Annotated in this window: 24 protein-coding genes; 2 read left to right on the top strand and 22 right to left on the bottom strand. The window is 39.0% G+C overall.

Annotated features, from left to right (window positions below):
• Position 1: 1 nt before the first annotated feature.
• From IGL15_RS04870 to IGL15_RS04805, 14 genes are all read right to left on the bottom strand, one after another.
• Positions 2 to 691 (bottom strand): sugar transferase, encoded by a 690-nt coding sequence (locus IGL15_RS04870; RefSeq protein ID WP_086309708.1) that lies wholly within the window; start codon positions 689 to 691, stop codon positions 2 to 4.
• A 63-nt stretch (positions 692 to 754) separates the two neighbouring features.
• Positions 755 to 1519 (bottom strand): tyrosine-protein phosphatase, encoded by a 765-nt coding sequence (locus IGL15_RS04865; RefSeq protein ID WP_008264442.1) that lies wholly within the window; start codon positions 1517 to 1519, stop codon positions 755 to 757.
• 27 nt (positions 1520 to 1546) lie between these two features.
• A complete protein-coding gene (locus IGL15_RS04860; protein WP_043952241.1) occupies positions 1547 to 2245 on the bottom strand; it encodes a CpsD/CapB family tyrosine-protein kinase in 699 nt (232 codons plus the stop codon).
• A gap of 11 nt (positions 2246 to 2256) precedes the next feature.
• Positions 2257 to 3036, bottom strand: coding sequence for a YveK family protein (locus IGL15_RS04855; RefSeq protein ID WP_043952242.1), 780 nt, complete (start codon positions 3034 to 3036; stop codon positions 2257 to 2259).
• 15 nt (positions 3037 to 3051) lie between these two features.
• The gene (locus tag IGL15_RS04850) at positions 3052 to 3996 is read right to left on the bottom strand and encodes an LCP family glycopolymer transferase (RefSeq protein ID WP_104765525.1); all 945 of its coding nucleotides are present in this window, start codon (positions 3994 to 3996) and stop codon (positions 3052 to 3054) included.
• Between the two features lie 45 nt (positions 3997 to 4041).
• Positions 4042 to 4821 carry a hypothetical protein gene (locus IGL15_RS04845; RefSeq protein WP_002354391.1) on the bottom strand — a complete coding sequence of 260 codons (780 nt, stop codon included), beginning with the start codon at positions 4819 to 4821 and terminating at the stop codon, positions 4042 to 4044.
• Between the two features lie 390 nt (positions 4822 to 5211).
• Positions 5212 to 7287 carry a glycine--tRNA ligase subunit beta gene (gene glyS, locus IGL15_RS04840; protein ID WP_002301247.1) on the bottom strand — a complete coding sequence of 692 codons (2076 nt, stop codon included), beginning with the start codon at positions 7285 to 7287 and terminating at the stop codon, positions 5212 to 5214.
• Between the two features lies 1 nt (position 7288).
• Positions 7289 to 8206, bottom strand: coding sequence for a glycine--tRNA ligase subunit alpha (gene glyQ, locus IGL15_RS04835; RefSeq protein WP_002291706.1), 918 nt, complete (start codon positions 8204 to 8206; stop codon positions 7289 to 7291).
• Between the two features lie 383 nt (positions 8207 to 8589).
• Entirely contained in the window at positions 8590 to 9402 is an 813-nt protein-coding gene (gene recO, locus IGL15_RS04830) for a DNA repair protein RecO (protein WP_002301248.1), read from the bottom strand.
• A 142-nt stretch (positions 9403 to 9544) separates the two neighbouring features.
• Complete coding sequence (gene era / locus IGL15_RS04825; protein ID WP_002288753.1) at positions 9545 to 10444, bottom strand: GTPase Era; 900 nt, start codon at positions 10442 to 10444, stop codon at positions 9545 to 9547.
• Positions 10445 to 10458: 14 nt separating this feature from the next.
• A complete protein-coding gene (locus IGL15_RS04820) occupies positions 10459 to 10854 on the bottom strand; it encodes a diacylglycerol kinase family protein (RefSeq protein ID WP_002301250.1) in 396 nt (131 codons plus the stop codon).
• Positions 10838 to 11314, bottom strand: a complete 477-nt coding sequence (ybeY, locus tag IGL15_RS04815; protein ID WP_002288749.1) for an rRNA maturation RNase YbeY — start codon at positions 11312 to 11314, stop codon at positions 10838 to 10840. Before ybeY ends, IGL15_RS04820 begins: the two co-directional genes overlap by 17 nt.
• 16 nt (positions 11315 to 11330) lie before the next feature.
• The gene (locus IGL15_RS04810) at positions 11331 to 13523 is read right to left on the bottom strand and encodes an HD family phosphohydrolase (RefSeq protein WP_002306228.1); all 2193 of its coding nucleotides are present in this window, start codon (positions 13521 to 13523) and stop codon (positions 11331 to 11333) included.
• A 23-nt stretch (positions 13524 to 13546) separates the two neighbouring features.
• Positions 13547 to 14518 (bottom strand): PhoH family protein, encoded by a 972-nt coding sequence (locus tag IGL15_RS04805; protein WP_002291698.1) that lies wholly within the window; start codon positions 14516 to 14518, stop codon positions 13547 to 13549.
• A 704-nt stretch (positions 14519 to 15222) separates the two neighbouring features.
• Here IGL15_RS04805 and brnQ point away from each other — a divergent pair.
• Positions 15223 to 16602, top strand: a complete 1380-nt coding sequence (brnQ, locus tag IGL15_RS04800; RefSeq protein WP_104765526.1) for a branched-chain amino acid transport system II carrier protein — start codon at positions 15223 to 15225, stop codon at positions 16600 to 16602.
• A 154-nt stretch (positions 16603 to 16756) separates the two neighbouring features.
• Here brnQ and IGL15_RS04795 read toward each other — a convergent pair whose 3' ends face one another.
• The 3 genes from IGL15_RS04795 to IGL15_RS04785 form a co-directional block, all read right to left on the bottom strand.
• Entirely contained in the window at positions 16757 to 17203 is a 447-nt protein-coding gene (locus IGL15_RS04795) for a GatB/YqeY domain-containing protein (protein ID WP_002287318.1), read from the bottom strand.
• 26 nt (positions 17204 to 17229) lie between these two features.
• Complete coding sequence (rpsU, locus tag IGL15_RS04790; protein WP_002287321.1) at positions 17230 to 17406, bottom strand: 30S ribosomal protein S21; 177 nt, start codon at positions 17404 to 17406, stop codon at positions 17230 to 17232.
• A gap of 161 nt (positions 17407 to 17567) precedes the next feature.
• Positions 17568 to 17996 carry a Fur family transcriptional regulator gene (locus IGL15_RS04785; RefSeq protein ID WP_002287322.1) on the bottom strand — a complete coding sequence of 143 codons (429 nt, stop codon included), beginning with the start codon at positions 17994 to 17996 and terminating at the stop codon, positions 17568 to 17570.
• A gap of 91 nt (positions 17997 to 18087) precedes the next feature.
• On the opposite strand from IGL15_RS04785, the gene IGL15_RS04780 reads away from it, so the two are divergent.
• Positions 18088 to 18948 (top strand): pyruvate, water dikinase regulatory protein, encoded by an 861-nt coding sequence (locus tag IGL15_RS04780; protein WP_002296156.1) that lies wholly within the window; start codon positions 18088 to 18090, stop codon positions 18946 to 18948.
• 91 nt (positions 18949 to 19039) lie between these two features.
• On the opposite strand, the gene IGL15_RS04775 is transcribed toward IGL15_RS04780, so the two are convergent.
• The 5 genes from IGL15_RS04775 to IGL15_RS04755 all read right to left on the bottom strand — a co-directional run bounded on the left by IGL15_RS04775 (position 19040) and on the right by IGL15_RS04755 (position 25253).
• The gene (locus IGL15_RS04775; RefSeq protein WP_181045217.1) at positions 19040 to 19390 is read right to left on the bottom strand and encodes an ArsR/SmtB family transcription factor; all 351 of its coding nucleotides are present in this window, start codon (positions 19388 to 19390) and stop codon (positions 19040 to 19042) included.
• Positions 19391 to 19404: 14 nt separating this feature from the next.
• Complete coding sequence (locus tag IGL15_RS04770; protein WP_002296152.1) at positions 19405 to 21132, bottom strand: phospho-sugar mutase; 1728 nt, start codon at positions 21130 to 21132, stop codon at positions 19405 to 19407.
• A 213-nt stretch (positions 21133 to 21345) separates the two neighbouring features.
• Complete coding sequence (gene trxB / locus IGL15_RS04765) at positions 21346 to 22272, bottom strand: thioredoxin-disulfide reductase (RefSeq protein ID WP_002296150.1); 927 nt, start codon at positions 22270 to 22272, stop codon at positions 21346 to 21348.
• 144 nt (positions 22273 to 22416) lie between these two features.
• On the bottom strand, positions 22417 to 23850 hold the full coding sequence (locus tag IGL15_RS04760) for a 6-phospho-beta-glucosidase (RefSeq protein ID WP_002289178.1): 1434 nt from the start codon (positions 23848 to 23850) through the stop codon (positions 22417 to 22419).
• On the bottom strand, positions 23850 to 25253 hold the full coding sequence (locus tag IGL15_RS04755) for a 6-phospho-beta-glucosidase (protein WP_002289176.1): 1404 nt from the start codon (positions 25251 to 25253) through the stop codon (positions 23850 to 23852). Before IGL15_RS04755 ends, IGL15_RS04760 begins: the two co-directional genes overlap by 1 nt.
• Positions 25254 to 25483 lie beyond the last annotated feature (230 nt).

The following is a 25483-nucleotide window of genomic DNA, read 5'->3' as shown; positions in this document are numbered from 1 at the left end:
ACTAATATGCACTATTAGGTTTTATAACAACCCGAATTGTCTTAATGATTATTTTAATATCATTTAATATACTTTGATTAATGATATATTCTAAATCTAAATCGACCATTTCATGAAAACTAACATCATTTCTACCACTAACTTGCCACAAACCTGAACATCCAGGTTTTACATACAAGCGTTGCAGATCATATCTCGTGTACTCAGCTACTTCCCTTTCCAAAGGTGGACGTGGGCCAACTAGACTCATATCTCCTTTTAAAACATTCCATAGCTGTGGCAATTCATCAATGCTTTTAGCGCGGATAATTTTACCTATTTGGGTGACACGGGGATCTTCTTTCATCTTGAACATTGCGCCTTCTATTTCATTTTGATCAAGTAATTCTTCCAATTTTTCTTCAGCATCTAAACACATCGAACGGAATTTATGCATTTTGAATGTTTTTCCATTTTTACCAACACGTGTATGGCTAAAAAATATCGGACTTCCTGGCTCTTCTTTTCTGATTCGATAAGCTACATAGAACATCAAAGGAGAAGCTAAAATCAAACCAATAATGCTTCCTACAATATCAATCATTCTTTTAAAAAATAAATAGATATATCGTTTTTCAACTTTTTCTTTATCCAACCAAACTTGATTAGGATGTACTTCACTAATACGAGATAATAAATCTTCACTTTCCATACTTTCAGTCCCTTTCACTATTTTCACTCTCTCCTCATTTCCTTTTTATCTACGAATAAAGAACTAAAATAAACCAAACTTCTTCTTTTTTACCTCTTCATAGACTGGATAACTGATTTCATCCCCGTTGATCAGATCCTTTGCGACTTGTTTCATCTGTACTACTTTTTCCTTACCAAAGTCCTTGGCAATCTGCTCATAGCACTCTTTTAAGTAAAAGGTGCGCTTAGAGACCCCATGGGCATCAGAAGCAGCCATCTGCACGAGATTATGTTTGACCATTGTTTTAGCTGTTTTCTGGATATCTTTGCCAAATACACCAACATAACTTGGCGCAGTGAGTTGGGCCAAACATCCCATATCTAGGAACGGAAGCAAATGATTTGGGTCTTCTCGAAAATGCGCGTTGCGTTCTGGATGGACGATCACTGGTGTCTTTCCTAGTTCTAACAACTCAAAAAAAAGCCGTTCTGCATATAACGGCACTTCCAGTGTCGGAAATTCGATCAGAAGATATGTATCATCTAAATCTGTAAATAAAATTTCATCTCGATGGATGTCTTCGATGAGCGTTCCGGTAATACGTACTTCTTGTCCTTCCAATAACGTCAAAGGCAACTGTCTTTTCTCTAATTCGGCTTGTAACGAAGCGACTAGAGAAATGACTTGTGATTTTTCATTGCTGTATTTTCCATTATTGTGGTGTGGTGTGCATAAAATATGCGTGATGCCTTGCTGAATCGCTTTTTCAGCCATTGCAATACTTGCTTCTAAGTTTTCTGCCCCGTCATCGATTCCTGGTAGGATATGGCAATGTAGATCGATCATTTCTCTTGTCTCCTCTCTTCTTATTCCTTAATTTCCGTAGTAATAACCAGCATCTTTGCTATGTTCTGCTCCGTTGTACACAACACCTAAAACTCGTGCTTGTACCATCTCCAGCAGTTCTTTTGCTTTAGTCAAGGATTCTTTACGTGATGTATTTTCACGTACGACCAATAAAGTGCCATCCGTTTTTGAAGACATGATCTGTGCATCTGTTACGGCTACTACCGGTGGCATATCGAATATCACCACGTCAAATAACTGTCTTGCTTCGGCTAGGATCTGATCCATTCTTGGCGAGCTTAACAATTCTGATGGGTTGGGTGGCTTAGGTCCACTAGGCAAAATCGACAAGTTCTCGACTGGCGTTCGTTGGATCACATCTGCTACACTTCCTGATGAACTAAGTGCTGTACTTAAACCACTGGCATTACTCAACTGGAATGTTTTATAGACGACGGGTTTACGTAAATCTGCATCGACTAGTAGAACCCGTTGACCGGATTTAGCAAAAACGACTGCAATGTTTGCTGAAGTGGTGGATTTTCCTTCTCCAGGACCTGATGAAGTCACGACAATCGTTTTGATTTGCTGACCAGCTGCGGAGGCAAATTGGATATTCGTCCGGATCGTACGATATTGTTCGGCGATTGGTGAAGATGGGTTTGTTAATGTGATCAAACTGACTGCATGAGTTTGTGCTGCTTTTTGTTTCTGTGTTCGTGCCATTTTTCTTCCTCCTAGACTCTTGAGCGGCTTCTGCGTGATGGGGCTGTTTTATCGTTTGTAGCTTTTGGTCGTGCAGGAGCTGATCCTTTTTTACGGATACCAGCGTTCAATTCTTTCGCTGACATTTCTGGAACTGTTCCTAAGATTGGGAATCCTAATGTATCCGTCACATATTTTTCATCTTTCACTGTTCGATCAAGTAATTCGAATAAGAATGCCAAACCTACGCCTACCATCATTCCTAATATTAAGCCAATCACTAGATTCAATTTATTATTTGGCGAAACAGGTGTCGTATTGGCAACTGCACCTGAGATGATCGAGATTTTATCGACATTCATCACGTCTTTTGCGTTCTCTTGGAAAACTTGTGAAGTTGTATTAGCGATCTGTTGAGCAGTCACTGCATTCGTGCTTATTGCCTGGATCGAGAACATTTGTGAGTTTTCTGACTGATTGACTGAGATGGCATCCTTGATTTGTCCAGCAGTCATTTTCACATTGTCTTCTGTCTCTAAACGGTCTTTGACTTCATTTAGCACTAGATCACTGACGATCATATCTTTATACGTATTGATCATTTGCAGGTTCGTATTGACATCATTGACATTTGCTGTGTCTGATTGTGGCAGTGTCACGATCAATTGTGCTTGTGAACTGTATTTTGGTGTCAAGATGAAAAACGTCACGATTCCTGAGATGGCCAAGCCAGCAAACATTGAGATGATGATTGTTACCAAGTGTTTGCGTAATGTTTCAAAAATTTCTTTCAAGCTGATTGTCTCTTCCATTTTTTCTCCACTTTCCTATTTATTCTCTAGATTCATTTGATCTTTTAATTCTTTTTTCACACGATCAAGTTCTTGATCACTGACTTTTTGATAGGAGATATTATCTTGCATGAAGCCTTCTCCTTGCAGCTGATCTTGCTTGATCGTACCAAATGCCTCCCGATAATCTAAAGCGATTTTTTTCATTTCATCAAAGCTCATGTCTGTTTTCATATTCGACTCTAGAGCATTCAAAACGGATTGATAGTTGCTGACACCATTTAGACTCAATACTTTTTTTGCTACGCCTTCTACGATCTTTCTTTGACGCTCTTGTCTACCATAGTCACCATTTGGATCTTCATAACGCATACGAGAATAAGATAATGCCTGATCCCCGTTCAATGTGATTTTACCGATTGTAAAGTCATAGCCATCTTGTGAGAAAGTGAGGTCATTATTGACTTCGATACCACCAACTGCATCAACGAGTTCCTTTAGCCCTTTCATATTGATAGAGACATAGTGATCGATTGGGATGTCTACATATTTTTGTACGGTATCCATCGCCATGGCAGCTCCGCCGAATGCGTAAGCGTGGTTGATCTTGTCTTTTGTGTCACGACCTACGATGTCGACATACGTATCACGAGGAATGCTGACGATCGTTGTCTGTTTGTCTTCAGGACTGACTGTGGCAACCATCATCGTATCTGATCTTCCTTGATCGACCCGACCTAAATCTCCAGTATCAATCCCCATCAATAGAACAGAGAAAGATTCTTGTTTGTCCAGATCAACTGGTTTCTTTCGTTCTCCTTGGGTTCGTTCCACTGATTCGTAAGTTTTCTCAATAGAATGTGAGAGATCCAGATATAATTTTGCTCCTACTCCTACAATTGCTAATACTAATACGATAAGAACTGCTAAAATAATCAGAAATATTTTTTTCCCTCTTGATTTTCTTCTTCGTCTTGCCATAGTTTCCTCCGTTTGCTAACCTTGCTTGAATCAACGTTTTAACTGTCAATAACTTATATTGCTATAGCCCATTTGCTGAGCAACAGTTTGTGCTTTTGTTGCGTATGCTGCGCTTATTTTTTCATTCCGGATCTGCTCTATTTGACTGAGCGCCGTCAAATATTGATCGTAAGTAGCGGTGGCAGTCACTTGACCATCCTTTAACATCGTATCGAATAACTGATCTAGTTGCGTGACTTGCGCGATCTGGGTATCAGCGAATCCTAGATATTGCATAACAACCGTTTTCCAAGGACTATCTTTAAAAAAGCTCATATTTTCACGTACACGAGCGACATCTGCACTTGTCACCTTTTCTTTGATGATGACATCGTCTACAGCTTGCTGCCAGTTTGATACATTTTTAGTAAATAAATCGTTGACAGCTGTCTGGATCTTCAGTTTTGATTCTGCACTATCTAACTGTGTCACGATTGCTTTCTTCTCATCTTGGATTGCAACAGCTTCTTTAGGCAATTCTGATTCTTTGATGTCGTAATCATCTGCTGAAAGTTTGACAGAGGATAGCTTATTGGACAAACTTGTAATTGTTTCTTCTGTTATTTCAGGGTTTAGAAAAATTTTTTCTTTTGTACTATACAGCTTGTCTACTTCTTTCGATAAAGAAGTCAAGGTGTCTTTTTGATTGGTGATGGCAGATTCTGCATAATTGATCCGTTGCTGATGTTGCCGCTGATTATTGATATGGTAACCAAACAAACAGATCGCAATAGCACCTGCACCTACCGCCACAGCAGTCAATGACTTGACGAATGGCTTTTCCATAGATTCACTCCTAAGTATTGATGATAGATAAATTAAGATATAATTCACTTACATAAAAATGACAGCTTTTTATTTTAAAAAACATAATTAAACTAATATATTCACAGAAATATTTGTAAACAAGTTTTCCCTATATAATCATACCACAAACTGTTTTCTTGACTAGGGCAATTTACGATTTAAAAATAAATAAAACATTAATAAGATAACAATTAATCGATTTCATTTTTATTTCCTTAATTTTCATAGGTGTTTTTAAAAGTTACACAAAAAATAAAATAACAAAAAAAATTAACATTGAATTAATAATAGTTATTTATATTTATAACAAATAAACCAGAGAAATAGCCTATTTTGTGCCTGTTCTCTGGTTTATTTACATATTAGAAATTATTTTGTGATGATTTGATCTAAACTTGCTAGTGACAAAGCCATGGCAGCAATTTGACTTAATTGCGTTAATCGGTTCTTACGTACTGCTGGTTCTTCTGCCATGACCATCGTCTGATCAAAATAATTTTCGATCAGTGGGCGAAGGCTTACAAGCTGATCATAATTTTCGTTGATCGTTTGGTCAGCAAAGCTTGTTTTCATTGCCTCTACTGCTTTGTGCAGTTCTTTCTCCGCTTCGTTTTCGAACAGTTCAGGGTCTACTTCTGATTGTTTTTCAAGCTCCGCTTTTTTCGCTAAGTTCACGACACGTGTCAAAGCTTCCATCGATGGTTTGAAGTCTTCATCTGCAAGATGCTGCTTGAACAATTGTGCTGCTGCAAATACTTTTGTCAGATCTTTTTGTTCTGCGTTCAAAACAGCTTCGATGACATCATGACGGATATTCTTCGTTGTCAATAATTGGCGCAGACGGCCTTTGATAAAGTCGATCACCTGTTGTTGTCCCGCTGACAAGCCAATGCCAAAACGATCCGTATCTTTACTGATAACTTCACTAATCGTTTCTTGCAGAACAGACAAAGGAAAGGCCCATTTTTTCGATTCGATGATTCGAACGACACCATATGCTTGACGACGCAAAGCATATGGATCGTTTGAGCCACTTGGGATCATCCCAACTGCAAAGAAAGAAAAGATACTATCTAATTTATCAGCAATCGCTAAAACAGAACCTACTGTAGTCTCAGGTAGATCTCCTTCACTGGATATAGGCATGTAATGTTCACGGATCGCTGTTGCTACGGCTGGTTTCTCGCCTTTAAGCAGAGCATATTTTTCTCCCATGATCCCTTGTAGTTCAGGGAATTCTCCTACCATGTTGGTTACTAGATCAAATTTATAGATTTCAGCAGCGCGTTGCAGGTCCATCAATTCTTCCTCAGATAGTCCTACTTGTTCGCCTATGATGCGAGCGATGACTTGTACCCGTTGCATTTTCTCATAGATGCTACCGATTTTTTCATGGAAAGTAACAGTTTTTAATTTTTCAACGTATTGGTCGATTGAAGCTTTCTTGTCTTCATTATAAAAGAATTCCGCATCTTCTAAACGAGCAGTCAATACTTTTTGATTGCCTCGTACCACATTTTCCAATTTTACCCGATCGCCATTACGAGCAGAAATAAAATGAGGAAGCAACATACCTTGATCGTTCCGTACTTCGAAATAACGTTGATGTTCTTTCATAGAAGTGACTAGTACTTCTTCAGGAACAGATAGATATTTTTCTTCGAAGTCGCCAGAAAAGACAGTTGGATATTCGACTAGATTGTTGACTTCTTCTAGTAAATCTTCATCTAGATCAATGATCCAGTGATTTTTTTCTGCTAATTCGTTTGCTTGTGTGATGATCATTTCTTTTCTTTTTTGCGGTGAAGCAATAACAAATTGTTCATTTAATTTTTCTTCGTATTCTTTTGCATGCGTAAATGTCACATCTTCGCCTAAGAAACGATGACCTCTTGAAGCTCTGTCTGTTTTGACATCCAAGATCTCAAACGGGATTATTTCGTCATCTAACAATGCCACGATCCAGTGAATAGGGCGAATATATTCAAAATCGTATTCTGCCCAGTGCATCGTTACTGGGAAAGTGAGGCTTTTAATGACATCTGCTAAACCTGTCAATACTTCTTTTGCTTCTTTGCCGTGAGTGTATTTCGTTACATAGACATATTCCACGCCTTTTAATTCTCTAAAAGTGATAGCATCTGTCGTCAGACCTTGTCCGCGGACAAATCCTTCAGCTGCTTTCGTCCAGTTTCCATCTGCGTCCAAAGCAATTTTTTTGGCTGGTCCTTTGACTTCTTCTTCACTGTCTGCTTGACGTTCTGGAATGTTTGTTACTTTGATTGCTAAGCGGCGCGGTGTAGAAAACGTTTCGATCGTATCATAAGTTAATTGGTTTTCATCTAAAAATTTTGCTGTTTTTTCTTCTAATTGTTTCATGCTTGGTGTGACAACATGAGCAGGCATTTCTTCCAGCCCGATTTCAAGTAATAAGTCTTTTGCCATCTTATTCAGCCTCCTTCACGTTTTCTGGATTTGCTGTGTTTTTATTCAATAAAGGGAATCCTAATTTTTCGCGTTCTGCCACAAAGATTTTGGCTACAGCACGAGCCATGTTGCGGATGCGGGAAAGATAACCTGCTCGTTCTGTTACGGATACTGCACCTCGGGCATCTAATAAGTTGAATGTATGGCTGCATTTCAAAATATAATCATACGCTGGATGAACAAGATTTTCATCGATACAGCGTTTAGCTTCTTTTTCAAAACGGTCAAAGTTGCTTAGTAGCAAGTCTTGGTCGCTTACTTCAAAAGAATATTTGGAATGTTCATATTCTGGTTGTTTGAAGATCTCGCCATATTTCACACCATCAGCCCATTCCAGATCATAGACACTTTCAACTTCTTGAATATATGAAGCAAGACGTTCTAGTCCATAAGTGATCTCAGAAGTAACTGGTTTACAAGGTAGTCCTCCGACTTGCTGGAAGTACGTGAATTGTGTGATCTCCATCCCATCAAGCCATACTTCCCAGCCCACACCGGCACAACCCATCGATGGGTTCTCCCAGTTGTCTTCAACAAAACGAATATCGTGTTCTAATGGATCAATTCCTAAAAGACGCAAGCTTTCTAAATAAAGCTCTTGGATATTTTCAGGTGAAGGTTTCATTACGACTTGAAATTGATGATGCTGATACAAACGGTTTGGGTTTTCGCCATAACGTCCATCAGCTGGTCGGCGAGATGGCTCTACGTAAGCAGCATTCCATGGTTCCGGTCCGATTGCCCGTAAGAATGTATATGGGCTCATCGTACCTGCTCCTTTTTCTGTATCATAAGCTTGCATCAGCATGCAGCCGTTTGATGACCAAAATTTTTGTAATGTTAAAATCATATCTTGGACGGTCAATTTTTTACTCATCTGTTTTGCCCCTTTCAATTTTTAAGCGTTGCTGTCAATAAGAATACAGGAAAGAAAACGACAAAAAGTCCCTATGTCTGATTACAGACATAGGGACGAATAATTTCGCGGTTCCACCCTACTTCCGAATAAAGATTCGGCAGCTTCATTTATCGTACTCGCAAGTGCCTCTTCAAAAATCGTTTGGGTCCGGCTTCCACTCTCCCGAACTCGCTAAACCACGTGTTTTTTACTGATCTTGGTCAATGTACGTATTCATTTTGCAGTTTTCTTGTTTCTATAATAGATCCTCTCAGTGAACGATCTATTTAATCTACGGTTAATAATAGACGGAAGTCCCTGTATTTGTCAAATAGTTTTGATTTTTTTGTTGTATCTTTCATTTATTCTTCTTTTTCAGGTATCTCTTTTTCAGGCATATTTTTCTCTGGCGTCTTTAATACGTGTGCCCAAGACTTCATTTGATCAATGAACTTTTTGCTTTTTAGATGAATACCGACATATTCATCATACAACTGGTCAATGAGGTCACGGATTGCCTGCTTCGTTTCTTCTTTCAAGTGGATTCCACTGATCTTATCATAAGAAATAGCCGAAAACATTCGAACGAAATAAACAGCGCGAGGATCTGCATGATAACGGTGTTCGTCCATTGGCCAGTGTTTCTCGCATATCACACCGCCATATTTGGAAGAATAGTCAAATTTTCCTTTTGTTTCCCCGCATACGACACAGTGCGTCCAAATTGGCGCGATTCCGAAGCGTTGCAGTATTTGAACTTCAAAGATATTCGTGATGATTTCTGCATCATCTCCTTGATCCATCCGCTGCAGAGCTTGTTGCGTAAATTGGAATAAATGCGGGTCATATTGATGATCTTCGATTGCTGCATCTACTAGATTTAGCAAATACGTACCATAACCGCTCAAAAAGATATCTTCTTGGATGTTCCGAAACGCATGGACGTCTTTGACACTGCTTAAAAACGACAAACCCTCACTTCGAAAATTACCGATATAGACTGCTTCGGTAAAGGGGAGCAAAGCCGGAGCTAATGGCTGATTTTGCCGATGGATTCCTTTGATATAAAACATCATTTTGCCAGAAGATTCCGTAAAGATTTTGACTAATTTATCTTTTTCTTTGTAATTACGGCTAGATAAAATCAAGCCTTTCGATTCTGCAAGCTGGCTCATATTCTCCCTCCTAAAAAATAAATCTGGAAAAGCAGATTCTGCCGATCCAGATTATTTATGTTTCGATCTTCCGCCGTTTTTCTCAACGTGCGGATTTTTATCCAGTTTATTTCTATACTTAACCTATAAGAAGTTCAGAATATCAGTATTCATCTTTTCGGTAGCCGAAGTCTTGCAGATAGACTTTTTTGTCTCGCCAGTCTTTTTGGACTTTGACCCAAAGTTCTAGAAATACTTTGTCTCCTAAAAGATTTTCGATATCCTTTCTTGCTTTCGTTCCTACTTGCTTCAGCATTTTTCCGCCTTTGCCGATAATGATTCCTTTTTGGCTATCTCTTTCGACGATGATCGTGGCCTGGATATGGATTTTATCATTCTCGTTTCGCTTCATCGAATCAACAACGACTGCGACAGAATGAGGCACTTCGTCTCGTGTTAAAAACAAGACTTTCTCACGGATCAATTCAGAAACGATGAAGTATTCAGGATGATCAGTCACTTGATCATCTGGAAAATATTGTGGGCCCTCTGGCATTTCACTGACTAATACATCCATTAAGCGTTCGACATTGTTTCCTTCTGTAGCAGAGATCGGAATCACTTGTGCAAAAGGCATCTGCGTCGAATAATCTTCGATGATTCCCAGCAACTCGTCTGGATGGATCTTATCGATTTTATTGATAATCAGATAAACTGGAGAATGCACGTTTTTTAGACGTTCAATAATAAAATCGTCTCCCCGACCGCGTTTTTGATCAGCACTGATCATAAATAAGACTGCATCCACTTCTTTCAACGCACTGTAAGCTGCTTCTACCATAAAATCTCCTAGACGATGCTTTGGTTTATGGATTCCTGGTGTATCGATAAAAATCAGCTGAGCTTCTGGTGTAGTATATACTCCTTGGATTTTATTTCTAGTTGTCTGTGCCTTGTCACTCATAATGGCAATTTTTTGACCCACGATTCGGTTCAATAATGTGGATTTTCCTACATTCGGGCGGCCGACGATTGCGACAAACCCTGATTTATGTTCTGGCATATACGTTCTCCTTTTTAATTAAACAACAAATGATATATTTTAGGGACAAATAAAATCAACCCAATGATGACAGCAAAACAAGCGGTCACTAAAACTGCTCCAGCTGCCATATCTTTGATTTTTTTCCCAATCGGATGAAAATGAAAATCCGTAAACATGTCCACTACATTTTCAAAAACAGTATTGATGATCTCTACTATCCAAACGAGAAAAACAGCTAAAAGCAGCCATAACCACTCTATCCGATCAAGCTGGAAAATCACGCCCATAAATAAAGCAAGGATACCGAACGCAACATGTTTCCTCATATTGCGTTCTTCCTCAAAAACGGTTTTGACTCCTTGGACAGCAAATTCCACAGACATCAGGAAATGTTTGTTTTTCTCTACGTTTTTATCTTTTGAGTCCATAGGCATCCAAGATCTCTTTCTGTAAACCAAACATTTCTTTCTCATCTTCTGGTGTCATATGGTCATACCCGTTGATATGCAAGAATCCATGTACCGCTAAAAAGCCAAGTTCCCGATCATATGAATGGCCGTAAGCTTCTGCTTGTTCAGCAGCACGTTCAATAGAGATCATGATGTCTCCTAGTACACGAGGCAATGGATTCTCTCCATCTTCAAAAATCACTGGGATTTCGTCTTCGCCTTCTTCTTCCAGAGCAAAACTGATGACGTCTGTCGGTGCATCTTTTCCACGGTAATCACGATTGATTACTTGGATTGCCGCATTGTCCATGAAAGTAACAGACATTTCTGTTTCCTCTGGCAGCTTTAAATAAGATGCTGCAAATTGCAGCAAGTCATCGATTTCTTTCATTTTCTCTTCTGAGACTTGGTTTGTTTCATCCATAAAGGTAATATCCATTATACATCGCTTCTTTCTATTCTTCTTGTTCTTCCTTTATCTTCTCAACTTCTGTTTTCATTTTAGGATATTTGATCCGAGAATGGAAGGTGCTACTTAAACCGCTGATCAATGATTTTTCCACTTTTCGGATTTCTTTCAAGGTCAGTCCACTATCGTCTAATTGACCATCGGAAATACGCTCTTCGATAAGATTATGGACAAAACTTTCGATTTTTTCGCTCGTCGGATGATCCATTGCCCGTACTGCAGCCTCACAACTGTCAGCAATATTGACGATCCCTGCTTCACGACTTTGCGGTTTTGGTCCAGGGTAACGGAATTGCTCTTCTGTTACTTCCGGATTGCGTTCTTTCGCTTTGATGTAGAAATAACGCATTAGCGTGGTTCCATGATGCTGTCTGCAAATATCGATCACCATTTGTGGCATATTATAATCTTCCAATATTTTGGCTCCATCTGTCACATGTCCAAAGATAATATGTTTACTGTCTTCTGGCAATAAGAAATTGTGCGGGTTTTCCGCTCCTGAAGGCAAGTTCTCAACGAAAAAGCTAGCATGTTTGATCTTGCCGATATCATGATAATAGCAAGCTACTCGAGTTAGCAAAGAACGTCCGCCGATTTCTGCTACAGCGTTAGCACTTAGATTAGCTACCATCATACTATGATGATAAGTACCTGGCGCTTCTTCCAGCAACTGTTTCAATAAAGGATGATTTGGATTGCTGAGTTCATTTAATACAATTACACTGTCATCATTGACCATCAATTCAATATATGGGTGTAGACCGATCGTCAGCAAGAATGAGAAGAGTGCACCAGTGAACCCGCAGACAAGCATTAACCAAGTCGTTGCATCACCAAAGCTCATTCCTTGATAGACGATCAAAATGACATCCATCATCACAGGAAAAATAATGACCCACATGGCAGCAGATAATCCTTGTTCTGAGATCCGTTTGCGTCTGACAATCGTTGCCATGAGCCCAGAGAAAACATAAGACATCAAGATAATCGTTAGAAAGTTCGTGCCAATCGAATCATAAAAAATGAAAAGTGCAGATACTGCTTGGAAAATACCAGCCATGATCCCTGCTCTTCGATTCAAGAAAAAGCTTAAAACAAGTGGTGCAAAAGCAGCGGGATAAAACAGCGGGATATAAGTAGCTTGTTCCGTTTGGAATAATTGGAAAAATTTCATCAGCACTATGCTGACTGACATAGCTGTCACATAGAAAAGCACGTATTTTGTTCTTTCTCCTGCATTTTGGAATTGAAGTGAATTATAAATCAGTACGCCGATTTGAAGCAAAACAGCTAAAACCATGGCAATTAGCGGAAAAATCGAAGTTGTTTGATTAGTCAGTCCTAGTAATTCCAATTTTTTCATAGCTGAAGCATCGATTTGATTACCTTCACGAACAATGATTTCTCCTTGGAAGATCATCACTGGTTGTACAGCTTCTCGTGCGGATTGTTTCAATTCTTCTGTCTTTTTCTCATTCAATACGTCATTCACTACGATACCTTGATCCACTAAGTAGCGAATCATTTGTTGTTGTGCTGGTGTGACATTCAAATATTGGATTTGCTCTTCTGCTTCTTGTTTAAAAGCTTCCAATTCACTTTCACGAACTTGTTTGCTCATCTGTTCGTCAATGAGCTTCAGACTCTCATCCCTCACAGTATGGATCTCAGTTTCAGTCATTTCAAATATCGTCGAATAAAAATTGTTCGGTAGTTTTTGATAAAACGCAACATTTTCTGCATTCACATTTTCAAAATTTTTCTTCAACGCGGCGATCCGCTCTTCTGTAGTAGGCTTTGGGATATTTTCATCTTCCTTTGCCTTATCAATCTTTTCGTCATAAGATTTGTTGATGGCATCATTCGTCTTATCGATCAATTCAAATAGTTGCTTGATCCGATTGTTCTGGTCATCTGCAAGATCTTTTTGGTAAGTGTATTCTGGAGTGACTGCTTCTGCTGCCAGTTTTCTTTTTTGTTCGGTTTCTTCCGTGTTCTCGATCGTTTTGTTCGCACGGATACTTTCTTCTGCTACTTGGCCTTCTCTGAAATCATTGGCCTTTTGTTTGACACTACTAAATGTAACGCCGCAGATAATGATAAAAAACAAGAACAGCAGGAAAGGCAATGCTGCCTTTCCAAGTTTTTCTTGTAGTTTCTGCAGTGTTTTATTCAACATGTGCTTATCCTCCTAAGCAAAGCTTATTCTTGATGGAGATCTGCCTTTTCATAAGCTTTGATGATTTCGGCAACTACAGGGTGCCGAACAACGTCACTTGCTTCAAAATTAACAAAATCGATTTTCTTGATTTGCTTTAATGTTCGTTCTGCATGAACAAGACCACTTGTTGTCCCTCGAGGCAGATCAATCTGACTCGTATCTCCATTGACAATCATTTTTGATTGATAACCAAGACGTGTCAGGAACATTTTCATCTGAGCAACTGTCGTGTTCTGTGCTTCATCCAAAATAACGAATGCATCATCCAATGTCCGCCCCCGCATATAAGCTAAAGGAGCAATTTCGATCACGCCTCGTTCCATCAATCGGTTCGTATGATCTAATCCAAAAATTTGGTATAAAGCATCATAAACAGGACGCAGATAAGGATCTACTTTTTCTTTTAGATCCCCGGGAAGAAAGCCTAGATTTTCCCCTGCTTCCACAGCAGGCCGCGTCAAAATGATTTTTTGCACTTCACCTTTTTTCAAGGCAGCGATTGCTAATACTACTGCAAGAAAAGTTTTTCCTGTCCCGGCTGGTCCTACGCCAAATACGATATCATGTTTGGCTACCGATTCGACATATTTCTTTTGGCCGCTGTTTTTTACCCGTATTGGTTTTCCATTACGGTCTTTGACGATCTCTTCCTCATACATTTCAACAAAATAATCTAATGTGCCTTTTTGCCCCATTTTCAGTGCCGTCACGACATCTGGTGTACTTACATGGATTCCTCGTTTGATCAATTCCTGCAATGTCCGAATGACTGAGGCAGCCAAGGAAATCTGGGATTGTTCGCCAATGATCTGAATGATTTCTCCACGTGTATGGATGGTTGTTTCTGTTGTTTCTTCAATCAGTTTTATATGCTTGTCGTGTGCACCTAAAAGCATGCTGACATCATCAGCAGCCGTCAATCTAATCTCTAAAGAACTAGACTCTTCCGTCAAAAATAGACATCCCCTTTTTTTCGATTCATTCTTTCCTATTTTACCATACTCAGAAGAAACTATATAGCAAATAAGAAAAGGTTCTAAAAGAGTTGCTTAACCATAAGTACCAAGAAACGTTAAAAAATAGCTGCTTCCATTCTCTAAAGGTCTCGTTTGAATAAAAAAAGCTGATCATGTAAGCTATGCATAAGATAGAGGACAAGTATTCCGTCTAACTTAGCAAGTATTCTCTGGGTATTTTTCTTGTTTCAAAAAAAGAAAACAAAATATTTGAAATATTCTTGCATTTCAAAAAAAACAGGTGTATTATAACGTCAACAAATAAATATACAGCAAAGCGTCGAGGAAAACAGTAGGCTATTCAGTGATTTATTCCCAGTGAGTCATGTAAGTGAGAAATGACAATAAATCGAATAGACGAACATCATTTCCGAGTCAATGTCGAAAACGTAGATCATTGTGGCTGCCTCCATTATCAGGCTAGCGGATAACTTTATCGAAAAGCGTCCGTGAATGAAGAAGCTTTTTTAAGCGAAAAAAGGTGGTACCGTTCTAGAATCTAGAGCCCTTTTCCCAAGTGGAAAAGGGCTTTTTTTATATTTTAAGGTGGTGGTTTTCATGGAATCTGATATTAGTGGTATTTCTAGTTTCTGCAACGTTTATTTTGTTACTCAAAATGATAATTATTGGAGGAAAAATTTATGGAAGAAACAAAAACTTATTCATGGAAGCAATTATTGATGGTCAGTTCACTTATCTTCGGGATGTTCTTCGGGTCAGGTAATCTGATCTTTCCTGTCCACTTAGGTCAAATGGCTGGATCAAACTGGATCAGCGCTGGTGTAGGTTTTGCCATCTCAGGCGCTCTTTTCCCATTATTAGCTATCTTAGCTGTAGTAGTGACAAAAAGTGATGGTCTGTATGACTTAGCTAAACCTGTCGGAAAATGGTATGCTGCCTTGTTCTTGATCCTTGTTCATTTAACGATCGGACCATTCTTTGGTACACCGCGGACAGCAGCAACTGCTTTTGAAATGGCTGCTAAACCCTTTTTGCCTGAAAAATATGATTCATTAGGTATGTTTTTATTCTCTGCTCTTTTCTTTTTACTTGCTTATTTCCTTACTGTACATCCAACACGTTTGGTCAAATATGTCGGAAAGTATTTAAACTCCTTGTTTCTTGCATTATTAGCTATCATTTTTGTCGTTTCTTTATTTCAACCCATGGGGAATCTAAACCAATCTGCTGCAGATTCTTATCAGACGAACGCTTTGACAAATGGCGTTTTAGAAGGATACAACACGGTTGATGCAGTAGCTTTACTTGCTTTAAGTGTCACTTTTGTCCATGCAGTTCGTGATCTTGGTTTTAAAGATAAAAAAGTCACAGAATTAACAGCAAAAGCTGGTAGCCTGAGCGTTGCGTTAGAAGTCATGATTTATTTTGGTCTGGTCCTTCTCGGTGCGATGAGTTTGAATAAGATGTCTTTATCAGAAAATGGCGGAACTGCACTTTCTCAGATCACTAATTTTTATTTAGGTAACTTCGGTGCTAGCTTCTTAGGGGTAATGGTCACATTAGGTGTCTTCACTACCGCTATGGGACTCGTTGTTTCTTTTGCACAAGATTTCCATAAACTGTTCCCTAAAGTCAGTTATATGACATGGCTGCGTTTAACGACTTTTATCTCTTTTGTCGTTGCGAATGCCGGATTGGATAATATCATCCAATGGTCTTTACCAGTATTGATGCTTTTGTATCCATTGTCACTTGCGTTAATCTTGCTTTCCTTAACAGCAAAATTCTTCCAAAAGAGTCCATTTGTCTATCAAGTAACGATGTTCTTTTCTGCCGTTCCAGCCGTATTGGATATGTTGGCAAATTCGCCTGCATTAGTGAGTCAGCAAACTGTCGTAGCAAGCTTACTAGGATTTTATCATCATTATGTTCCTTTTGCTGCATTAGGACTTGGCTGGGTCGTCCCAACGTTGCTTGGTTACGCTGGCAGCTTGCTCTTTTATTATGTATATCGCGTATCAGGATATAAACAAGAAGCAAGTGAGTTACCAGAAGAATAACCAAATCAAACACAATTTAACATAAGAGATATTAAACAGGAAAAAAACAGCTAGAAGAAAGAATAAGATTCTTTCTTCTAGCTGTTTTTTAGTTCTTTTTTTTACGAACACAAAAAACTGCGGACAATCACTGTCCGCAGTTTAAATGATAAAATTAAGATTGTAATAGTTCTTTCACAATCGCATTCACTTGGTTTCCATCTGCTTTTCCTTTGACTTTAGGCATAATTGCACCCATAACTTTGCCAAATTCTTTCATTGATGAAGCACCAGTTTGAGTGATTGCTTCTTGAACAAGTTGTCGAATTTCTTCGTCGGAAAGTTGTTCCGGCATATATTTTTCGACTATTACAATTTCACTTTTTACTTTTTCAGCTAAATCGTCACGTCCTGCTTCTTCAAACTCATGCAAAGAATCACGTCGCTGTTTCATTTCGCGAGACAACACCGTTAGTTCTTCTTCTTCTGTCAAGTCGTGACCTTCTTTAATCTGCTCGTTTTGTATAGATGACTTGATCATTCGGATGACTTGTAAAGATTCCTTATCTTTCGCTTTCATCGCTGCTTTCATGTCATCGTTTAATCTACTTAGTAGTGACACACTACCAACTCCAATTCATCACAGAACTAGAATTTTTTGCGTTTTCTAGCTGCTTCAGATTTTTTCTTGCGTCTTACACTTGGTTTTTCGTAGAATTCACGTTTACGAGATTCTTGTAAAGTACCCGCTTTTGACACGGAACGTTTGAAGCGACGAAGAGCATCGTCAAGTGATTCGTTTTTGCGAACGACTGTTTTTGACATGTTAATTCCCTCCCTCCGAGCTTAAAAAGTAACCGTAATTGTTATTGAAATATATCTCAAAAAACAAGACTGTCCTGTAAATATTATATCTAATGCTGTTTTGACCGTCAAGGAAATCTTGCTTTTTTTTAAAATTATCAAATGTTATTTTATTTAAATCCTTATTGACAATTTTCACATCTTCCGAAAATCTCGAATCTATGCCCTTCGATCGTGCATCCACCTAGCTGTTCTTCGAAATAATTCATCGGACACATATGGATTTCTTTCGTTGTTCCGCACACTGTACAGATAAAATGATGGTGGTGGCCGATTTCCCCCTGACAGCAATGAAAACGAAACTTCATTTCTCCATTTAAATCGGTTTCTTCCAGTAAATCGATCTCTGCAAAATCATGGAGATTCCGATAAATCGTATCATAACTTACCCCTTTGAATTCCTGATTCATATAGTCAAAAACTTCTTTAGCAGATACGTAGCGGTTACGCTTCACTAAATAAGTTAACAATGCTTCTCTTTTTTTAGTATATTTAAAACCGTTATTTTTCAATGTTTCTAATGATTGTTCGATCAATGTCTGTTTTTTCATGACTTATTCCTCCAAATCAAAATGATTACGAAGTACGCATTCTAGAGTATGGTATAATAAACATAAAAAAAATGCAAGTGAGGTTTTATCCATGTCTTCCGATTCTACAGAAATCGTTACTTTTTTTGTCATCTCCGACTCTGCTGGAGAAACTGCGACAAAACTAGCGCAAGCTACTATGGCTCAGTATCCTACCGTTGAGTTCAACCTATTCCGCAGAACGTTCGTGACAGATGAAAAAACATTAAGGCAGGCATTGCAAGATGCATTAGAAGAAAAAGCACTTGTCCTGCATACATTAATCAATCAAGAACTGATCGAGATAACACGTTCTTTTTGTGAAGAACATCAATTATTTAGTTTCGATGTGATGACGCCACCGATATCAGAAATTGAACGTTTAACTGGTATCAAGCCAATTCGGCAACCTGGTGCCCTCCATTTATTGAATGAGAACTATTTCAAACGGATCAAAGCAATGGAATTTGCTGTAAAATACGATGATGGGAAAGATCCTCGTGGTTTTTTAGAAGCAGATGTCGTTTTGCTAGGCGTATCCCGAACTTCCAAAACGCCTTTGAGCTTGTTTTTAGCAAATAAAAATTTAAAAGTTGCCAATTTACCTTTGATCCCACAAGCACATATTCCCAAACAGCTGTGGGAAATCGATCCTAAAAAAATCGTGGGACTGACGAATAACCCAGATATTTTAAATAATATCCGTAAAGAACGGATGCGCTCTTACGGATTAAACCCTGATACTGCTTATTCCGATATCGAAAAAATTAGAGCTGAACTCGATTTTGCGAATGATCTTTATGAAAAACTAGGATGTGTAGTGATCAATGTGGCATCTTTATCTATTGAAGAAACGGCTTCGCTTATTTTGAATGCTTTAGACCTAGAAGATCATAGTTATTATGGAACTGAAACAACAGAAAAAAGCGATTAATCATTTTTGTCTTTTTCTTAAAAAACACTGGAGTGTGACAACGAAATTTCTTCGTTGTCACACTCCAGTGTTTATCTATTTGCACCTATCGTTATTGATGTTCCACATGTTTGAGTGTCTGGTTCAAAATATCCAGTACATGAGAATCATCAAGACTATACAAAATCGCTTTTCCCTCGCGATGAGACTTGACGACATAATTTTCTCTTAATAAACGTAGTTGATGCGATACAGCAGACTGCTCCATTTCCACTGCTTGGGTGATTGCTGTCACATTTTGTTCCCCGTCTTTCAGATATAGCAGAATTTTAAGACGAGTGGGATCACTCAACATTTTGAATAATTGACTGACTTTCTCTACTTTTGATTTTTGCGTGTCTGTCAATCCATTCACCTCCAACTTGAAAAAAGACTGACTTCTAAAGTTTACCACTTTTTCCATCAGTCTCAAGTTTTTTATTCTTCTGTCATCTTTTTGATAATCGCTTCATAAGAGGCTACTTTTTCGGCTGCGTCTTCTGTAGAGCTTCCTTTTACACCAATATAAAACTTGATTTTCGGCTCAGTTCCTGAAGGGCGGATAGCAATCCAGCCATTTTCTTCCAATGTATATTTCAATACGTCGGATGGCGGTGTTGTGAGTTTTTCTACGTTTCCTTCACGGTCTGTTCGCGTCAATTCTTTAAAGTCTTCTGTTTGAATAACTTTTGCTCCGGCAAATTCTGTCGGTGCTTCTTTACGGAATTTTTCCATCAAAGCAGAGATTTTCGCAGAACCTTCTTGTCCGCTCATTGTCACAGAAATCGTTTTTTCTGCGAAATAGCCATAGGTTTCAAAAATCGTTTGCAAGCCGTCATACAACGTTTTGCCTTGTTTTTTATAGTAAGCTGCTACTTCTGCTAATAAAAGCAATGCTTGGATCGCGTCTTTATCGCGAACAAAAGGTTTAACTAAATAACCATAACTTTCTTCGAATCCAAACATAAAAGTATGTGAATGGTCTTCTTCGAATTGTTGGATTTTTTCAGCAATGAATTTAAACCCTGTCAACACATTGAACATGGTAGCACCGTAGTGTTCCGCAATTGCTGTAGGCAATTCGCTGGAAACGATTGATTTCAATACCGCTGCGTTTTCTGGTAAAGTGCCTCTTGATTGATGTGCTTCCAAAATATATTGAGCAAACAATGCTCCGATTTGGTTCCCAGTCAATACTTCATAAGAACCATCTGGCAAACGAACGGCTGCGCCTAAACGGTCTGCATCAGGATCTGTTGCAATCAGCAAGTCAGCTCCTTCTTTTTCTCCAAGTCGTATAGCATATTCAAAAGCTGAATGTTCTTCTGGATTTGGCGATTTGACCGTAGTGAAATCTGGATCTGCCACAGCTTGTTCGGGAACTAGTACGAATTGCTCAAATCCAGCTTGTTTCAACGCACGTTCGCCCAACATTTTCCCTGTTCCATGAAGTGGCGTGTACACAAGTTTCAAATCTTTCCCCATTGTTTCAACCAATTCACGATCAATCGTCACTGCTTTGATTTCTTCTAGATAAGCAGCGTCCACTTCTTCTCCGATGATCGTGATCAACCCGCTATGTTTAGCTTCTTCGTCAGATAATACTTCGACTTTTAGCGGATTGCTGACTTCACGGACATATTTCGTCAATGCATCTGCGTCTGCAGGAGGCATTTGTCCGCCATCTTCTCCGTAGACTTTATATCCATTGTAAGCCGCTGGGTTGTGAGATGCGGTTACCATGATTCCCGCAAACGTCTTCAAATGACGAACTGCAAAAGAAAGCTCTGGTGTTGGACGCAGACTTTCGAATACATAAGACGGGATATTGTGATGTGCTAGTGTTTTGGCTGCTTCCATTGCAAATTCTGGTGACTGATGGCGTGAGTCATAAGCGATTGCGACACCTCGGCGTTTTGTTTCTTCACCTTGTGTATCCATGAAACGTGCTAGTCCTTCTGTTGCTTGTCTTACCGTATAGATGTTCATTCGATTGATCCCAGGTCCTAAGATTCCCCGCATGCCTGCAGTACCGAATTCCAACGGTGCATAAAAAGCATCTTCAAGTTTTTCAGGATCTTCACCCAGATCATTTAATTGTTTTTTTAAGTTTTCTTCTAAATTTTCTTCATGTACCCATTGTTCATACACTTGTTCCCAAGACATGAAAATAACACCTCTTTCTGAAATATGGTTCTTAATAAGTATAGCATTCACTTATTAGATATGAAAGTATGAGGACCAAAAAACGCTTAAATCAAGAAAGGATTCTTTTATCAAAAGGTGTTGGACGTGTTCGCATAAATCAGATTCAGTAAATTTCACGCGAAAAAAAAGAGTAAAAGAACAATTGAACCCGTTCTTCTACTCTTTTTAAACTTATGCTGTTGTTTCTTCCAAAGACTCCAAGTATTTATACACTTGTTGTCCAGCAATACCGCCGTCACCAACAGCTGTAGTGATTTGTCGCAAATCTTTTTCACGAACATCTCCGATGGCAAAAACGCCTGGCATATTCGTTTTCATTTCGTTGTCTGTTGGAATCCAACCAGCCTCGTTCGTCAAACCTGCTTCTCTAAAAGGTGCAGTTAATGGATCCAGTCCAACATAGATGAATACTCCGTCTGCTGCTAAATCAAATTCATTGCCGGTTTTGACATTACGTGCTTTCACACCTGTCACTACCATTTCGTTTCCAACGATTTCGTCAACGACTGTATCCCACATAAAGGAAATTTTTTCATTTGCAAATGCACGGTCTTGGATGATCTTTTGTGCACGTAATTCATCTCTACGGTGGACGATCACTACTTCAGAAGCAAATTGTGTCAAATAGATGGCTTCTTCTACTGCTGAGTCCCCACCCCCAATGACTACTAGACGTTTGTTACGGAAAAACGCACCATCACAGACTGCACAGTAAGAAACGCCTCGTCCAGCAAATTCTTCCTCGCCAGGTACGCCTAATTTACGGTGGATACAGCCTGTTGCGATAATGACTGTTTTTCCTTCGTAACTTTTATCTTCACAGATGACTTCTTTATGGCTGCCGTGATCCTTGATATCTTGAACGATTCCATAAGCATTTTCTGTCCCAAATCTTGAGACACTTTCATACATCTTATAAGCTAGATCGGGGCCCATGATCGAATCGAATCCAGGATAATTTTCGATTTCTGCCGTATTGTTCATTTGGCCGCCAGGGGCACCTTGTTCGATCATCAATACGGATAAGTTTGAACGTGAAGCATATAAAGCAGCAGTCATCCCAGCAGGTCCTGCGCCAATAACGATTACATCATACATATGTAGATTCTCCTTTACTTAATCAAGTAAGCATACTTTACAGCCAATGCGAAAAAAAGTCTATTGTTCTGCTTGCGTTTCTCGAATAGCTTTATTATACTCGAAAAATCCGCTGAAAAACAATAGACTTTTATAAATCATTGATCAATCGTTCGAAAGATTTTCTCCATTTGAATCAATTACTTTTTTATACCAGTTGAATGATTTTTTCTTTGAACGGGCTAATGTGCCATTTCCTTGGTTATCACGATCGACATAAATGAATCCGTACCTTTTCTTCATCTCACCGGTACCAGCTGATACTAAATCAATACATCCCCAAGTCGTATAGCCTAATAGATCGACTCCGTCTAGTTCTACTGCATCCTTCATCGCCTGGATATGCGCTGCCAGGTAATCGATTCGGTAATCATCTTCCACATAACCATTTTCATCTGGCGTATCGACTGCACCTAAGCCGTTTTCTACAATAAATAATGGTTTTTGATAACGATCATAAATATCATTCATCGTTATTCTCAAGCCTAATGGATCAATTTGCCACCCCCATTCACTTGCTTGCAGATATGGATTTTTGACAGAAGCAAAGATATTTCCTGCAGTCTGTTCCAAGAGTTCGTTGTCGGTAGTCGAAACTCGGGAAGAATAATAAGAAAAAGAGATAAAATCAACAGTATGTTCTTTCAGCAATGCGGCATCCCCTGGTTCCATTTCGATCTGAATGCCATTTCGCTCCATTTCTTTCAATGCATAAGCGGGATATTCTCCTCGTGACTGGACATCAATGAAGAAATAATTTTCTCGATCTGATTTTCTAGAAGCCCAAACATCTTCAGGATTGCAAGTGTATGGATAATATGCTCCTGCTGCCAGCATACAGCCTACTTTGTTCTCCGGATCTACTTCATGAGCAATCTTCGTTGCGATGGCACTTGCAACCAACTCATGATGTGCCGCTTGATATTTGATTTGTTCTTCATTTTCTCCTTCTTCAAAATACAGCCCTGCGCCCATGAATGGTGCATGAAGGATCATATTGATCTCATTGAATGTCAGCCAATATTTGACAAGTCCTTTATAGCGATTGAAGATGACTCGACACAGATTTTCATAAAAACCAACGAGTTCTCTGGAACGCCACGCACCATATTCTTTGATCAAATGCATTGGACAATCAAAATGCGTAATCGTCACAAGTGGCTCAATTCCGTGCTTTTGGCATTCTTTAAAGACATCCTCATAAAATTTCAAGCCAGCTTCATTCGGCTCTTTCTCATCCCCCATTGGAAAAATACGACTCCAGGCGATAGACATTCGATAAGTCTTGAACCCCATTTCTGCAAACAAAGCAATATCTTCCTTATAACGATGATACATATCGATTGCAATTTTTGCTGGATAAAAATGATCCTCATCAAATTCAAACATTTTTTTCTTTCCGGTGATAACAGGAAAACGGTCTTTTCCGATTGGCACAACATCTACGTTTGCTAGTCCGCGTCCACCTTCATCATAACCGCCCTCACATTGATTGGCTGCTGTAGCACCGCCCCATAAAAAATCTTTTCTGAATCCCATTATACTTCCTCCATTATATGTGTATTACCTGATAATTCTCTTGCCAGTTCATCTTGAACTTCGATTCCTTCTTCTTTTAATCGGCTGATTGTTTCCTTGAATTGCGGTAAATACTGCTGGTGTGCAATAAACAACTCATCCATGATCCGTTTTGCTGTCTTTCCTGATCGTATAAGTGGATTGATCGTAAACGCCTGTAAAGCTGTCCCATAATCACCAGTCACAGCTGCTTCGATCGTCAGCAATTCCATATTCTTCATTACTTGCAACCAGCCTCTTTCAGCAGCAGGAAGAGAACCAAACGCTACATTTCTCGCTCCTTGTGCGCCAACATAGGCAGTGACTTCTACTACACAATCTGCCGGCAGGTCAGGAACAGCTCCATCATTCTTTGTAGATACCACGATCTGTGTTTCTTTATTTCCATAGATTGAAGCAATCGTTTCACAGGCAGCGTCTGAATAATAAGCGCCACCTCGTTTTTGCAATTGTTCAGGTTTATGGTCTAATTCTGGATCTTTGTATAATTCAAATAGCTCTGCTTCTGTTTCTTTCACTTGCTGCGCTCTTGTACCAATCGTTTGATATTCTTCTAAAGCATGTTCCAGCATTTCTTCTTCACGGTAGTAATAGCGGTGGTAGCCACAAGGGATCATGTTCATTTGTTTTAATTGTTCTTTGAAAAACGGGATATCAAAGATATTTTTCGGTAATCCATTATCTTCATCGTATAAACGATCAATCAATTCTGCCGTGCGGTCATTTCCTTTATTATCTGCTACTTTGTGCCAATGGAAATGATTTAGACCGGCAAACTTGTAGATCAGCTCTTCTTTTTTCTTGCCAAGCATTGCTGGTTCTGTCATCATCGCCATCACTGGCACATTGCATAATCCAATCACTTTATCCCATTTGCCATATCTGATAACTGCTTCTGTCACCATCCCACTTGGGTTCGCGAAATTGATCAGCCAAGCATTTGGACATAAACGCTTCATGTCCTCAACGATTGCCAAAACGACTGGAACGGTACGAAAAGCTTTGAATATCCCGCCAGCACCATTTGTTTCTTGCCCAATCATCCCATAATAACTAGGGATCCGCTCGTCTTTGATTCGTGCATCTAATTGACCGACACGAAACTGAGTCGTAACAAAATCCGCATCTTTCAATGCTTCTTCCCGATCCAGAGTTGCATAGATCTTGACTTCATATGGAGAAGCATCCCACATACGCTGAGACATCTGACTAACGATCTCAAGCTTTTCTTTTCCTTCTTCTACATCTACGAGCCAGATTTCTCGTATCGGTAATTCCTCATATCTTTTGATAAATCCTTCCATCAACTCAGGGGTGTAACTGCTGCCTCCACCAATCGTAGCGATTTTGATTCCTTTTGCCATGTTCTCACTCCTTTACTTTTTTACACTTTCATTATCTTTTTTGTAAACAAAACAAACAATAGAAATCCGTTTCTTTCCAGTAACATTTACAAAAGTTAGTGTTTTCTAATGGATTTTTGTAAATATCTTGTCAAAAAATGTCTATTTTAAGTTATATAGTATAAATCCGTTTACAAATCATTTTCAAAAAAGTTATAATTTACGTAAAAAAATAAGAAGAAGGTATCTAC

It is taken from the genome of Enterococcus sp. DIV0436a (assembly GCF_051711605.1).
Lineage (GTDB): Bacteria > Bacillota > Bacilli > Lactobacillales > Enterococcaceae > Enterococcus_B > Enterococcus_B faecium.
The sequence above is the reverse complement of the archived record's forward strand: the minus strand, read 5'-3'. Positions and strand labels throughout refer to the sequence as shown.